The organism is Actinomadura syzygii (assembly GCF_008085905.1).
Lineage (GTDB): Bacteria > Actinomycetota > Actinomycetes > Streptosporangiales > Streptosporangiaceae > Spirillospora > Spirillospora syzygii.
This window is the reverse complement of the sequence record NZ_VSFF01000002.1, coordinates 15,605-28,697: the sequence shown is the minus strand read 5'-3', so window position 1 is coordinate 28,697 and position 13,093 is coordinate 15,605. Positions and strand designations below refer to the sequence as shown.

Genomic DNA, 13,093 nt, shown 5'->3' with positions numbered 1-13,093 from the left:
TGGCGGCCCCGGCCGAGCGGACTACTTCTGCAGCTCCCGGGCCTTCTTCTCGACATCCTCGATGCCGCCGCACATGAAGAACGCCTGCTCGGGCAGGTGGTCGTACTTGCCCTCCGCGATGGCCTTGAACGACGCGACGGTCTCGTCCTTCGGGACCGTCTCGCCGGGCTGGCCGGTGAACTGCTCGGCCACGTACATCGGGTGCGACAGGAAACGCTCGATGCGCCGCGCCCGCTGGACGGTGACCTTGTCCTCCTCGGAGAGCTCGTCGATGCCGAGGATGGCGATGATGTCCTGCAGCTCCTTGTACTTCTGCAGGATCCGGATCACTTCCTGGGCGACGTCGTAGTGCTCGTTGCCGAGGATCTGCGGGTCCATGATCCGGGACGTGGAGTCGAGCGGGTCCACCGCGGGGTAGATGCCCTTCTCCGTGATCGCGCGGGACAGCGTGGTCGTCGCGTCCAGGTGGGCGAACGTGGTGTGCGGCGCCGGGTCGGTGATGTCGTCGGCGGGCACGTAGATCGCCTGCATCGAGGTGATCGAGTGGCCGCGCGTCGAGGTGATCCGCTCCTGGAGCACGCCCATCTCGTCCGCCAGCGTCGGCTGGTAGCCCACCGCGGACGGCATGCGGCCGAGCAGCGTCGACACCTCCGAACCCGCCTGGGTGAACCGGAAGATGTTGTCGATGAACAGCAGCACGTCCTGGTTCTGGACGTCGCGGAAGTACTCCGCCATCGTCAGCGCGGACAGCGCCACCCGGAGCCGGGTGCCCGGCGGCTCGTCCATCTGGCCGAACACGAGCGCGGTGTCCTTCAGGACGTTCGCGTCCGCCATCTCCACCCAGAGGTCGTTGCCCTCGCGGGTGCGCTCGCCGACGCCGGCGAACACCGAGGTGCCGCCGAAGTTGCGGGCGACACGGCGGATCATCTCCTGGATGAGGACCGTCTTGCCCACGCCCGCGCCGCCGAACAGGCCGATCTTGCCGCCCTTCACGTACGGGCACAGCAGGTCGATGACCTTGATGCCGGTCTCCAGCATCTCCGTCTTCGACTCGAGCTGGTCGAACGCGGGCGCCTTGCGGTGGATCCCCCAGCGCTCGTTGACCTCAAGGGACGCGGTCGGGACGTCCAGCGCCTCGCCGAGGGCGTTCCACACGTGGCCCTTGGTGACGTCGCCGACCGGCACCGCGATGGACTCGCCGGTGTCGACCACCGGGCCGCCGCGGACCACGCCGTCGGTCGGCTTCATCGAGATGGCCCGGATCATGTTGTCGCCCAGGTGCTGGGCGACCTCCAGGGTCAGGGTCTGCGTCTCGCCGCCGAGGGTCGCCTCGACCTTGAGGGCGTTGTAGATCTCCGGAATGGCGTCCGCGGGGAACTCCACGTCGACGACCGGGCCGATGACCCGGGCGACGCGCCCGGTCGCGGTCGCCGTCTCTACCTGAGCAGTCATTCTCACTCCCCGCCAGACTCGGCGAGCGCGTCAGCGCCACCGACGATCTCGCTGATTTCCTGGGTGATCGCGGCCTGCCGCACCTGGTTCATCTGGCGCGTGTAGACCCCGACCAGTTCGTTGGCGTTGTCCGTAGCCGACTTCATCGCCCGCCGCACCGAGGCGTGGAACGACGCCGCCGACTGGAGCAGCATGTGGAAGATGCGGCTCTCGACGTAGTTGGGCAGCAGGAGGTCGAGCGCCGCCGCGGCGGACGGCTCGAACTCGTACGCGGGCGGCACCCGGTCGGAGGCCGACTCCCCGATCTCCAGCGGGAGCAGCCTTCTGACCTGGACCTCCTGCGTCAGCATCGACACGAACTGGGTGTAGACCACGTGGATCTCGCCGACACCGCCGTCCGCGTCCGTCTTGAGGAAGTCCTCGGTGAGGCGCCGCCCGATCCGCTCGGCGCTCGGGAAGTCCGGACGGTCGGTGAACCCGTGCCACGTCTCCGCGACCTCGCGGCCGCGGAACCGGTACCACGTGATGCCCTTGTTGCCGATGACGTACGGGACGGGCTCGCGGCCCTCCTCCCGCAGCCGCGCGATCAGCGCCTCCGCCTCGCGGATCACGTTGGCGTTGTAGGCGCCGCAGAACCCGCGATCGCTCGTGATGATCAGGACCGCGCTGCGGTTGTCGGCCGGCTGCTCCTGGAGCAGCGGGTGGTCGATCCCGACATGATGGCTCACCAGCGCGGACAGGGCCTGCGTGATCTGGTCGGCGTACGGCTTGGACGCCGCCACCGCCTGCTGGGCCTTGACGATCCGCGAGGTCGCGATCATCTCCTGGGCACGAGTGATCTTGGCGGTCGACTTGACCGACTTGATCTTCTGCCGAAGCTGGCGAATCTGGGCCATCGCCGTCAGTCCTTCTTGACCCTGGTGATGGTCTCCTGCTCGACGTCCTCGTCCGCGAGCGGCTCGACCGACTCCTCGGCCAGCAGCTCGCCCTCGCTGGTCTGGAAGCCCTTCTTGAACTCCGTGATGGCGTTCTTCAGGGCCTGGAGGGCGTCGTCGGAGAGCTTGCCGGTCTCGCGGATGGAGGTCAGCAGGCCGCTCTCCTCCCGCTCGACGTAGTCGAGGAACTCGCGCTCGAAGCGGCGGATGTCGGCGACCGGGACGTCGTCCAGCTCGCCGGACGTGCCCGACCACACGGACACGACCTCCTGCTCGACCGGGAACGGGCTGCCCTGCGGCTGCTTCAGCAGCTCCACGAGGCGGGCGCCGCGGTCGAGCTGCGCGCGGGACGCGGCGTCCAGGTCGGACGCGAACGCGGCGAACGCCTCCAGGTCGCGGAACTGCGACAGCGCGAGCCGCAGCGTGCCGGCGACCTGCTTCATCGCCTTGATCTGCGCGTCGCCGCCGACCCGGGAGACCGAGATGCCGACGTTGATCGCCGGCCGGACGCCCTGGTTGAACAGGTCCGTCTCCAGGAAGCACTGCCCGTCGGTGATGGAGATGACGTTCGTCGGGATGTACGCCGACACGTCGTTGCCCTTGGTCTCGATGATCGGCAGGCCGGTCATCGAGCCCGCGCCCAGCTCGTCGGACAGCTTCGCGCAGCGCTCAAGCAGCCGGGAGTGCAGGTAGAACACGTCGCCCGGGTACGCCTCGCGGCCCGGCGGGCGGCGCAGCAGCAGCGACACCGCGCGGTAGGCCTCGGCCTGCTTCGACAGGTCGTCGAAGATGATCAGGACGTGCTTGCCCTGGTACATCCAGTGCTGGCCGATCGCCGACCCGGTGTAGGGGGCGATGTACTTGAAGCCCGCCGGCTCGGACGCGGGCGCCGCCACGATCGTGGTGTACTCCAGCGCGCCCGCCTCTTCCAGGGAGCGGCGGACGTTGGCGATCGTGGAGCCCTTCTGGCCGATCGCGACGTAGATGCAGCGGACCTGCTTCGTCGCGTCGCCGGACTCCCAGTTCTCCTTCTGGTTGATGATGGTGTCCACGCAGACGGTCGTCTTGCCCGTCTGCCGGTCACCGATGACCAACTGGCGCTGGCCGCGGCCGATCGGCGTCATCGCGTCGATGGCCTTGATGCCGGTCTGCAGCGGCTCGCTGACCGACTGCCGCTGCACGACCGTGGGGGCCTGCAGTTCGAGCGCGCGGCGCTCGGTCGTCTCGATCGGGCCCTTGCCGTCCAGCGGGTTGCCCAGCGCGTCGACGACGCGGCCGAGGAAGCCGTCCCCCACGGGGACGGACAGCACCTCGCCGGTCCGGCGGACCTTCTGGCCCTCCTCGATCTTGCTGAAGTCGCCGAGGACAACGGCGCCGATCTCACGCACGTCCAGGTTCAGAGCCAGGCCACGGGTACCGTCCTCGAACTCAAGGAGTTCGTTCGCCATCGCGGAGGGCAGGCCCTCGACGTGGGCGATACCGTCGCCGGAATCGACGACGGTGCCGACCTCTTCGCGCGCGGCGGCCTCGGGCTCGTACGACTGGACGAAGCGCTCCAGCGCGTTCCGGATCTCGTCCGGACGGATCGTCAGCTCCGCCATGATTCCTCTCTTGCTCCCTAGAGTCAGCTCTACCGGTCTCAACCGGGGCCGAGCCGCCGGCGGACGTCGTCCAGCCGTCCGGCGATGGTGCCGTCGATGATCTCGTCCCCGATCTCGATCGACAGGCCGCCGATCACCGTGGGGTCGATCTCGATGTTCAGGTGTACTTCGTGGCCGTAGGCGGCGGCGAGCACCGCGGCGAGCCGGGTGCGCTGCGCCTCCGGCAGCTCGGCGGGCGTCCGCACGAGCGCGACCAGCCGCTGCCTGCGCTGGGCGACGAGCTTGCCGTACTCGGCGAGCCCCGCCTCCAGGCTACGTCCTCGCGGACGCAGCGCCAGCTCGGTGACCAGCGTCAGCGTCGCCTCGGTGACCTTCCCCTCGAGCAGCGCGTTGACCAGCCCGAGCTTGCGCTCGTCGGGCAGGGACCGCCCGGCGAGCGCGCCGCGCAGTTCCGGTTCGCCCTCGACGACGCGGGAGAACCGGAACAGCTCGTCCTCCAGGTCGTCGATGCGCCCGTCGGCCTCGGCGCGGGCGGCCTCGGCGGTGACCGCGAGGGCCTCCACCGCGTCCGACAGCTCCGAGGGGGACGACCAGCGCAGCCGGACGACGTCGGCGACCAGCCCGAGAGCGGCCGGCGACACCTTGCCCTCCAGCAGGATCTGGACGAGCTGCGCCTTGTCGGCCCCGGCCCGCGCCGGGTCGGAGACCGCCCGCCGCAGCCCGTGCTCGCGGTCGATCAGGTGCAGCACCGCGAACAGGTCACCGCCGAGCCGGGCCAGGTCGGCGGAGGGGATGGCCGCCTCCAGCCGCTCCCTGGCCTCGGCCAGCGACGCCCTGCTCACCGCTCCCGTGATGGTCATGATGTGATCTGCTCCTGCGTGCGAGCGCGCTCTTCCAGCTCCTCAAGGAACCGGTCGACGACCCGGCTCTGCCGCGCGCTGTCCTCAAGGGACTCGCCCACGACACGTCCGGCCAGCTCGACCGACAGGGTGCCGATCTCGGCGCGCAGCGACTGCAGCGCCTGCTGCCGCTCCGCCTCGATCTGCGCCTTGGCGTTCTCGACGATCCGGCGCGCCTCGACCTGGGCCTGCTCCTTGGCCTGGGCGATGATCTGCGCGCCCTGCTCCTCGGCCTTGCGGCGCTCGTTCGACGCCTCGACCGCGGCCGCCTTCTGCTGGGCCTTGTACTGGTCAAGGACCTGCTGGGCTTCCTTCTGCGCCTGCTCGGCGCGTTCGAGGCCGCCCTCGATGGCCTGGGTGCGCTCCTCCAGCGTCTGCTGCAGCCGCGGGACGAGGATCCTGCCGACCACGATGAGGACGACGAGGAACGAGAAGATGCCGACGACGAGCTCGAACGGGTGCGGAAGCAGAGGGTTGTTGTTCTCCGCCGCAAGGACGGACGCTGCTTCGATCATGCCTACAGCCCTCCTCGGGTGGGAAGCGTGATCAGATGCTCTTGAAGATGAACGGCGCGACCAGACCGATCAGGGCGAGCGCCTCGGTGAGGACGAAGCCCAGCATCATGTTGGTGCGGATCACGCCGGTCAGCTCGGGCTGGCGGGCGATCGCGTTCACGCCCTGGCCGAAGATGATGCCGATGCCGATGCCCGGGCCGATGGCCGCGAGGCCGTAGCCGATCGCGGTGACGTTGCCTTCGAGTCCGGCGGCGAGGACGGCTCCCGTCATGGGTTCTTTCCTTTTCTGTCGGCCGGCGGAGTCTCCGCCGGTCTGGCTTACGAGGTTGTCGGACGGGCCCGGCGCCGAGGGGGCGCCGCACGACCCAGGGGCTCAGTGGTCCGCGTGCAGCCCGCTCTGGATGTACATGGCGGCGAGCATCGCGAACAGGAACGCCTGCAGGAACTGGATCAGCAGCTCGAAGGCGGTCAGCAGGATGGTGACGACCACGCCGACGAGGCCGATCCCGAACCCGGCGGCCGTGGGCTTCTCGAACAGGAACCAGAAGCCGACGAGGCTGAAGAACGCCAGGATCATGTGCCCGGCGAACATGTTGGCGAAGAGCCGGACGGCGTGGGTGAAGGGGGCGATGATGAAGGTCGAGAGGTACTCGATCGGCACCAGCAGGAAGTAGACGGGGAGCGGCAGGCCCTTGGGGATCATGTTCGTGAAGTACTTCACCGGGCCCTGGTGCTTGAAGCCCAGGTACACCTTGACGCAGTACACGAAGATCGCCAGGACGGCCGGGAACGCGATGTGCGACGCGATCGGGAACTGGATGATCGGGACGACCGAGAAGATGTTCCAGATCCAGACCATGAAGAACAGCGTCAGCAGCAGCGGCATCCACTGCTCGGTGTTCTTGCCCAGGAACGGGCGCGCGATCTGGTCGCGGACGAACATGTAGCCGACCTCGCCGACGTTCTGCATGCCCCGCGGCACGAGCTTCGGCTTGGCGAAGGCCATCCAGAACACGACGCACACGACGAGCGCGCCGAACACCGCGAAGAAGACGGGCTTGGTTAGCCAGGCGGGGCCGCCGGGGAAGAGGGGCGGGAAGTCGAACAGCTCCGTCCCGGGGGCCTCGAACTTATCCCCTCCGGAGGCGAGGACCGTCAGCGCGTTCACGCGGCGTTCCCTTCATCAATGTTGTGATGTGACACAAAGGCTTCCTCGGCGGCGGCGCCGCTCAGAGGGAGTGGCGACCGTACTTCAGGTAGACCAGGTAGATGGCGAGCCCGGCGCCGATGACCACGCCGACCAAGATCAGCCAGGTCTGGTCCGTCAATTCGGCCAGCAGCCATCCCAGACCGCCCCAGATGATGATCCCGGAGAGCAGGTAGCTGGGCACGGACCATGCGGCGTCGGCGAATTCCCGTTGGCCGTCCTCCGGCCGACGTTTCTGCTCGCTCATCGCGCTCCGGACGATAGCAGGCCATGCCTGCGGTGGTCATATTGGAGTAGTCCCCGAAGGGGCGCCGCACCGTCCGTGGCGGAGTCATCACGGACTCCGGTCCAGGACGTTCCGCGGCTCGGCGGCGCCGTCGTCCCGCGACTCACCGGCCCGGTGCTCGCGGTCGTCGGACTCGGTCGCTTGGGGGGCGTCTGCTCGGGGTTCGTCGATGTAGGGCCTGCGCTGCAGCGCGACCCGGAACTCGGCGGCGATCCACAGCATCGCGAGCGCGATGACCGTCCAGCCGAAGACCTTGGTGTTCCAGATGGTCACCTCGGCCACCAGGGTGACCAGCACCATCATGACGAGGATCTTCACGACGTAGCTCGCGAGCGCGGCCATCATCATGGTCTGCGCGGAGATCTTGCCGGCCCAGGAGACCGCCAGCGCGCTGACCGAGAAGAAGGCGATCACCACGACGGTGGCCAGTGCGGCCGCGAGGGCGCCCTTGGCGCCGGCGGCCAGCAGGCCGATCAGTACGGCGCCCACCCCGACGACCGAGGTCGGGATCGCGGCGCCGCGGAGCATCCGGGCGTCGGAGGTATGCATGAGGGCTCCGGCTGGTCACGTTCAGTGGTCGTCTCTTGTTCGTGAAAGGTATCACAAGCGTCCGGAATGTCCACAATTACCCTAGAGGTAATGCGCCGCGCGGGCTCCCACGCGCTACTCCGGGTCACACCCGTCCCCCCGGACCCTAGCCCAGGCCGGGGGTCCAGCCCATCGTTACCGAGGAGGACGACCCGAACCCCTACCGCTACAAGGCACGGTCAAACCTACGATTTTCGGGACGAAACAGGACGCCGGTCGGACCCGCGTCGTGGGGCGCCCGATCAGACGCGCCGGATCAGACGCGCATCGCGGGACGCTGGGCGGGCTGCTCCCCGTCCGGCGGCGGGACGGACCTGCGGCGCGGCTTGCCGAACATCAGCAGCAGCCCGACGACCGCGACGCCCACCGTGATGCCGAGGACCTTCCAGGCGGCGTCGATCAGCGCGAACCCGATCAGGCCGGACGCGAGTAGGCCCACCCAGACGTACATGATCAGCACGGCGCGGCGGGTGGAGTGGCCGAGTTCCAGCAGGCGGTGGTGCAGGTGCTGCTTGTCCGGCGCGAACGGCGAGCGGCCCTGGTTCGTGCGGCGCCACACGGCGAGCAGCATGTCGATGAACGGGATCGCGGCCACCGCCGGGACCAGCAGCATCGGGACGAAGAACGGGAACAGCCCGTTGGTGAGGACCGTCGGGTCGAACTGCCCGGTCAGCATGATCGTGGACGCGCTGAGCAGCAGCCCGATCAGCATCGAGCCGGTGTCGCCCATGAAGATCTTGGCCGGGCTGAAGTTGTGCGGCAGGAAGCCCGCGCACATCCCGAACAGCACGGCGGCGATGAGCGTGGCGGCCGACAGCGTGGTCAGCCCGTTCACGCGCGACAGCAGGTAGGCGTAGGAGAACAGGCCGAGCGCCGCGATCCCGACGACGCCCGCGGCGAGGCCGTCCAGCCCGTCGATGAAGTTGACGGCGTTGATCGTCGCGACCACGACGAGTACGGTCAGCGGCACCCCGTAGGCGGGCGGCAGCGTGAGCGACTCCCCGGTGGGCAGCGGCAGCGCGTAGACCTGGATGCCCTGCATGATGAAGATCCCGGCGGCGGCGACCTGCCCGGCGAACTTCGTGAGGGCGTCCACCTCCCAGCGGTCGTCGGCGATGCCGATCAGCACGATCAGCCCGCCGGACAGCAGGAACGCCCTGGTCACGTTGATGTCGCCGTCCGCGAGGACCTTGCGCATCTCCGGCAGCCCGGTCGCCACCACGAGCGCGGCCACCATCCCGCCGAACATCGCGAGGCCGCCGAGCCGGGGCGTCGGGATGACGTGGACGTCGCGCTCGCGCGGCACGGCCTGCGCCCCGAACCACACCGCGAACCTGCGCACCGAGGGGGTCAGCAGGTAGGAGACGAGCGCGGCGACGAGGATGGCGAGCAGGTATTCCCGCACTCTCCCTGCGCCTCCCCTCCGCCGATCGCCGTCGTGTCTTCGCTGTCCGGTTCCGATGCCCCGTACGCGCGGACCGTCACCTGCGCGGCCCCGTCACCTATGAAGACGGCCCGCCGGAACGATCCGTTCGCGTCGCGACCGACCAACTGTAGTCCTCATCCGCGGGCGTTCGCCCCGACTCACACCATCCTGGGCCGGTCCGCGCACAGGATCCCGGCGCCCACGATCATGAGCGCGAGCCCGGCGAGGCACCGGTCGCCGAGTGAGAACGCCCACGCCCCGTGCGCCGCGATGTCGTCGCCCGCGTCCGCGGCGACCAGCAGTAACCCGGCGGCGGCGAGGCCGGCCCCGGCCGCCCGGCGGGGCGCCGGACGGCGCGCCAGCAGCGGCACGACCGCGACCGACAGCGCGAGCAGCGCGGTGCCCGGCCAGCCGCCCGTCCAGTGCGGCGGGACGTACCGCGGCGGCTGGACGGCGACCGCGTGCTTGGGCAGCCGGACCTTGATCGTCATCCCCTCGTGCGGGGCGAGCGCGCCTTGCAGGAAGTCCACCGCGTAGGGGCCGTCGCGGTCGCGCAGGCAGCGGGTCGTCGCGCCGGGGACGCCCGCCCGGCAGGTCGCCCGGCGCAGCGGCACCGGCGCCTCCACCCGGACGGCGGCGTTCGCGATCGGGACGCTCCAGCCGGTGCCGATCGCGTCCCAGACCAGTTCGTCGTGGTCGGCGCGCGGGGTGAAGGCCCAGGCCACGGCGTACTCGATCACGTACGCCTGGCGGCCGCGCACCTCCCGGCGCCGGTCGCCGACGCTGATCTGCACGTCGTTCAGGAACCGCGTCGTGCGGACCCTGGACGGCGCGCCCGTGGACGACCCGGCCCGCACGTCCCGCACGTCGTACACGCGGTCGCCGTGCCGGAACCGGACCCGCCGGACGATCCCGTGCTCCCCGCTCCGGTCGAAGTCATAGGTGATCGTCTCCCGGACGTACAGCACCCCGTCCCCGCCCAGCGTGAGGACGACGTCGTAGGTGGGGATGATCTCACTCGGCGCGGGCCCCGCCGCGGCGGACGCGGGCAGCGCGAGGACGAGGGTCGTCAGCAGGAGCACGCCCGCGGTGATCGCGGGCCCCCGGACACGGCCACGCACGTCAGGCATGGTGGCATCGTTGCGGTCCGCGCGTCCGCGTAACGCCGCCGATACTGCCCGCGAGGCCGGCGGACCGGATCCGCCGGGACGCCCGCGGACGACCTCCCGGACCCTTGGACGCCCGCGGCCGCCTCCAGGTTCGCATGATCGAAGATTTCGACCTTCCCTGGTCACAGCCTAAAAATACGATAAAGATGATCTTGTCGGCCCTGCTAGGTTATCCGTCGCTAACCAAGTCTGATCATGGAGGATCTATGCGGCGTATCGCAGCCGTGGCGCTGACCGCCGGCACCCTGATGGCGGGCATGGCCGCCGTCGGGACGCCCGCGGAGGCGGCCACCAGCTGGGCCCCGTACAACTCGTACTCGAACATCAGCGCGTGGGGCACCTACTCCCGCAGCGGCGGCAGCACCTACGTGAAGGGCTACCTGCGCGACTCCGCGAAGAACGGCTGGACCGCCTGCGTGCGGTTCCTGTTCACCGAGGGCAGCAAGCAGTACTGGTCGCGCCACAAGATCATCGCCACCACGTCGAGCGGCAGCACGTACAACTTCGACGGCAAGGGCACCGTGGCCATCAGCGCGAAGTCCAGCTACAGCAGCCACCTGTGGGTGCAGGAGTGCGGTCGCAACAAGAAGACCGGCAAGTACCTCTACGGCAAGGGCAAGAAGCTCTTCTGAGCCCTCGCGTGAGTGACCACGCGTAACCGACTTACGCGAGGCCCCGCCCGGCCCGGCGGGGCCTTCACCATTTCCGCACCTCTGAGCGGGTGGCGTCCTCGACCAATCTGGATGGGGGACGGCCTTGGGCCCCCGTATAGAGCGCCCCAGAAATCCTGGAACCGGCTGCTCGGTTCCAGGTGAGCCGCCGTGACCTGCTGCGGAGCCTCGCCGCCCTCGTGCCGACCCCGCCGTCCTCCACCGCCGCGAGCACGGCCAGGCACGACAATGCGCGTAGTAGTCGGACGCACAAGTCGTCCCGTCTGCGCTTCCTCGCGAAAACCGGGGAGGCGCGACGTTCAAGCGTCACCCAAGCCCGAGGAAAGGTCTTAGGGTCATCCCGTGCGGACGGACGAAAACCCCCGGCAATGGCCGCGCATTGCCGACTGGGGCGTCCCGTTCCTCGTCGCGGGCTCCCAGATTCCGCTCACCTGGCTCTTCACCGACGGCAGCGGCGATCCCCTCGGGACGGGCCGCTGGACGGCGGTGACGATCACCATCGTCCTCGGGGCCGGGACGCTGGCGTGGCGGCGCGTCGCGCCCGTGCCGACCCTCGCGGCCGCGATCGCGCTGACCGCGATCGGCCTCGTCGCGTCCGGCGACGCGACCACCGCGATCGGCGGGCCCGCGGACGGGGTCGCCCTGTACTCGCTGGCGGTGCTGCGCGGGCCGCGCCCCGCGGTCCTGGGCTGCGTCGCCGCCTGGGCCGTCGCGTCCACGGCGTACCTGCCGACCGCCGCGGGGCCCGGCGACGTGCTGTCCGGCGTGCTGCTGAACGCGGCCCTCTACCTGGGGATCACGGCGTTCGGCCAGCTCCGGCGGCAGCACGCGGCGCGGCGGCGGGAGCTGTTCGACCGGCTCGCCGACGTCGACCGGGAGGCCCGCGCGGCGGCGGACGCGGAGCGCGCGCGCCTCGCCCGGGAGGTCCACGACGTCGCGGGCCATCACCTGAGCGCCGTCGTCGTGCACACCGGGGCGGCCGTCCGGGTCGGCGACCCCGGGCTGGTCCGCGAGGCGCTCGCGGTCGCCGCCGGGACCGGCCGCGAGGTGCTGGGGTCGCTGAGCGCGCTCGCGGACCTGGCGGGCCCGCGGGCCGACGGCGGCGGGCTGCGGGAACTGCTGCCCGGCCTCTGCCACGGCCTGGGCAGGATGGGCGTGCCGGTGTCCCTGACGCTTGAAGGGCGCGCCCGCAGGCTGCCCGCCGAGGTGACGGCGGTCGCGTACCGGATCGTCCAGGAGTCGATCACCAACGCGACGCGGCACGCGTTCGGCGCCGAGGTGCGGGTGACCGTCCGCTACGAGCCGGGGGCGGTCCGGGTGGGCGTCGAGAACGAGCGCCCCGGCCGCGGGGCCGTGCCCACGCGGGGAGGCGGACGGGGCGTGCGCGGCATGCGCGGCCGGGCGGCCGAGCTGGGCGGCGCGCTCACCGCCGGACCGACCGCGTCGGGCGGCTGGGCGGTCGAGGCACGCCTTCCGACGACGGCCGGCTCCCGGATCGGCTGGGGCTGGCCGGAGGTCCTGGACGCCGTGACGGTCGTCGTCTGCGCGGCGTCGCCGCTCCTGGCGTTCGTCCCGCCGGAGCCGCTGGTCGAGGGCCCGACCGCGGCGGGGACGGCGCTGGCCGCGGCCGTGCTCGTGCTCGGCGCGGTCCCGCTGTGGTGGCGGCGGCGCCGCCCGCGGACCGCGCAGGCGGCGGTCGTCTCGGCGCACGCGGCCTTCGCCGCCGCGTGCGCGCTGTGGTCGCCGGACGCGCTGAACGCGCTTGGCCTCGCCTCCCCCGCCCTGCTCGTCGCCGTCTACTCGGTCGCGTGCTACCACCCGGACGGGCGGCGGACGTGGCCCGCGGCGCTCGTCGCGCCGCTCCCGTGGGGCATCGGCCTCGGCCTCTCGCTGGCCGCCGACCGGACGGCCGCGACGGGCGCCGAGATCCCGGTCGCGTTCACGTTCGGGCTGGTGCTCGCAGTCGTGTGCACGGCGCCCGCGACGTTCGGCGGCTGGGCGTGGGGCCTCGCCGTCGCGGCGCGGAGCCGGCGCTGGGGGGACGCGATCATCGACACCGTCACCACGCGGACGGGCACCGCCGTGCACGCCGAGCGGATCCGCGTCGCGGCCGGGCTGAACGGGACCGTCCTCGACCGGACCGCGCGGCTCGTGACGACGGCCGAGACGGGTCTGACCGGCACGGACGACGACGCGGCCGCGGCCCTCCGCACGGTGACCGGGCAGGCGCGGGCCGCCCTGACCGAGATGCGAGGGCTCCTGGACGCGATGGAGCGCGATGAAACGCGATGGAGCGCGATGAAACGCGATGGAGCGCAATGAGGGAGGCACCGTGACCGGAGGG

General features: G+C 70.8%; 13 protein-coding genes. 2 read left to right on the top strand and 11 right to left on the bottom strand.

Annotated features, from left to right (window positions below):
* Positions 1-21 precede the first annotated feature (21 nt).
* The 11 genes from atpD to FXF65_RS04245 all read right to left on the bottom strand — a co-directional run bounded on the left by atpD (position 22) and on the right by FXF65_RS04245 (position 10,039).
* Complete coding sequence (atpD, locus tag FXF65_RS04295; protein ID WP_148348397.1) at positions 22-1,452, bottom strand: F0F1 ATP synthase subunit beta; 1,431 nt, start codon at positions 1,450-1,452, stop codon at positions 22-24.
* A gap of 2 nt (positions 1,453-1,454) precedes the next feature.
* Positions 1,455-2,348, bottom strand: coding sequence for a F0F1 ATP synthase subunit gamma (locus FXF65_RS04290; protein WP_148348396.1), 894 nt, complete (start codon positions 2,346-2,348; stop codon positions 1,455-1,457).
* 5 nt (positions 2,349-2,353) lie between these two features.
* Positions 2,354-3,988 (bottom strand): F0F1 ATP synthase subunit alpha, encoded by a 1,635-nt coding sequence (gene atpA / locus FXF65_RS04285; protein ID WP_148348395.1) that lies wholly within the window; start codon positions 3,986-3,988, stop codon positions 2,354-2,356.
* A 38-nt stretch (positions 3,989-4,026) separates the two neighbouring features.
* Complete coding sequence (locus FXF65_RS04280) at positions 4,027-4,848, bottom strand: F0F1 ATP synthase subunit delta (protein ID WP_148348394.1); 822 nt, start codon at positions 4,846-4,848, stop codon at positions 4,027-4,029.
* On the bottom strand, positions 4,845-5,402 hold the full coding sequence (locus FXF65_RS04275; protein WP_187412086.1) for a F0F1 ATP synthase subunit B: 558 nt from the start codon (positions 5,400-5,402) through the stop codon (positions 4,845-4,847). The genes FXF65_RS04280 and FXF65_RS04275 overlap by 4 nt, the downstream gene beginning before the upstream one ends.
* 31 nt (positions 5,403-5,433) lie before the next feature.
* The gene (atpE, locus tag FXF65_RS04270; protein ID WP_148348393.1) at positions 5,434-5,673 is read right to left on the bottom strand and encodes an ATP synthase F0 subunit C; all 240 of its coding nucleotides are present in this window, start codon (positions 5,671-5,673) and stop codon (positions 5,434-5,436) included.
* A 102-nt stretch (positions 5,674-5,775) separates the two neighbouring features.
* Positions 5,776-6,570 carry a F0F1 ATP synthase subunit A gene (gene atpB, locus FXF65_RS04265; protein WP_148348392.1) on the bottom strand — a complete coding sequence of 265 codons (795 nt, stop codon included), beginning with the start codon at positions 6,568-6,570 and terminating at the stop codon, positions 5,776-5,778.
* Positions 6,571-6,631: 61 nt separating this feature from the next.
* The gene (locus tag FXF65_RS04260) at positions 6,632-6,856 is read right to left on the bottom strand and encodes a hypothetical protein (protein WP_148348391.1); all 225 of its coding nucleotides are present in this window, start codon (positions 6,854-6,856) and stop codon (positions 6,632-6,634) included.
* Between the two features lie 87 nt (positions 6,857-6,943).
* Positions 6,944-7,444, bottom strand: a complete 501-nt coding sequence (locus FXF65_RS04255; protein WP_148348390.1) for a Cg1360 family ATP-synthase-associated protein — start codon at positions 7,442-7,444, stop codon at positions 6,944-6,946.
* 295 nt (positions 7,445-7,739) lie between these two features.
* The gene (locus FXF65_RS04250) at positions 7,740-8,888 is read right to left on the bottom strand and encodes a glycosyltransferase family 4 protein (RefSeq protein WP_148348389.1); all 1,149 of its coding nucleotides are present in this window, start codon (positions 8,886-8,888) and stop codon (positions 7,740-7,742) included.
* Positions 8,889-9,067: 179 nt separating this feature from the next.
* Positions 9,068-10,039, bottom strand: coding sequence for a DUF2207 domain-containing protein (locus tag FXF65_RS04245; RefSeq protein WP_148348388.1), 972 nt, complete (start codon positions 10,037-10,039; stop codon positions 9,068-9,070).
* A gap of 245 nt (positions 10,040-10,284) precedes the next feature.
* Here FXF65_RS04245 and FXF65_RS04240 point away from each other — a divergent pair, with 245 nt between their 5' ends.
* Both FXF65_RS04240 and FXF65_RS04235 read left to right on the top strand, forming a co-directional pair.
* A complete protein-coding gene (locus FXF65_RS04240) occupies positions 10,285-10,710 on the top strand; it encodes a hypothetical protein (protein ID WP_148348387.1) in 426 nt (141 codons plus the stop codon).
* Between the two features lie 381 nt (positions 10,711-11,091).
* On the top strand, positions 11,092-13,071 hold the full coding sequence (locus FXF65_RS04235) for a sensor histidine kinase (protein ID WP_148348386.1): 1,980 nt from the start codon (positions 11,092-11,094) through the stop codon (positions 13,069-13,071).
* Positions 13,072-13,093 lie beyond the last annotated feature (22 nt).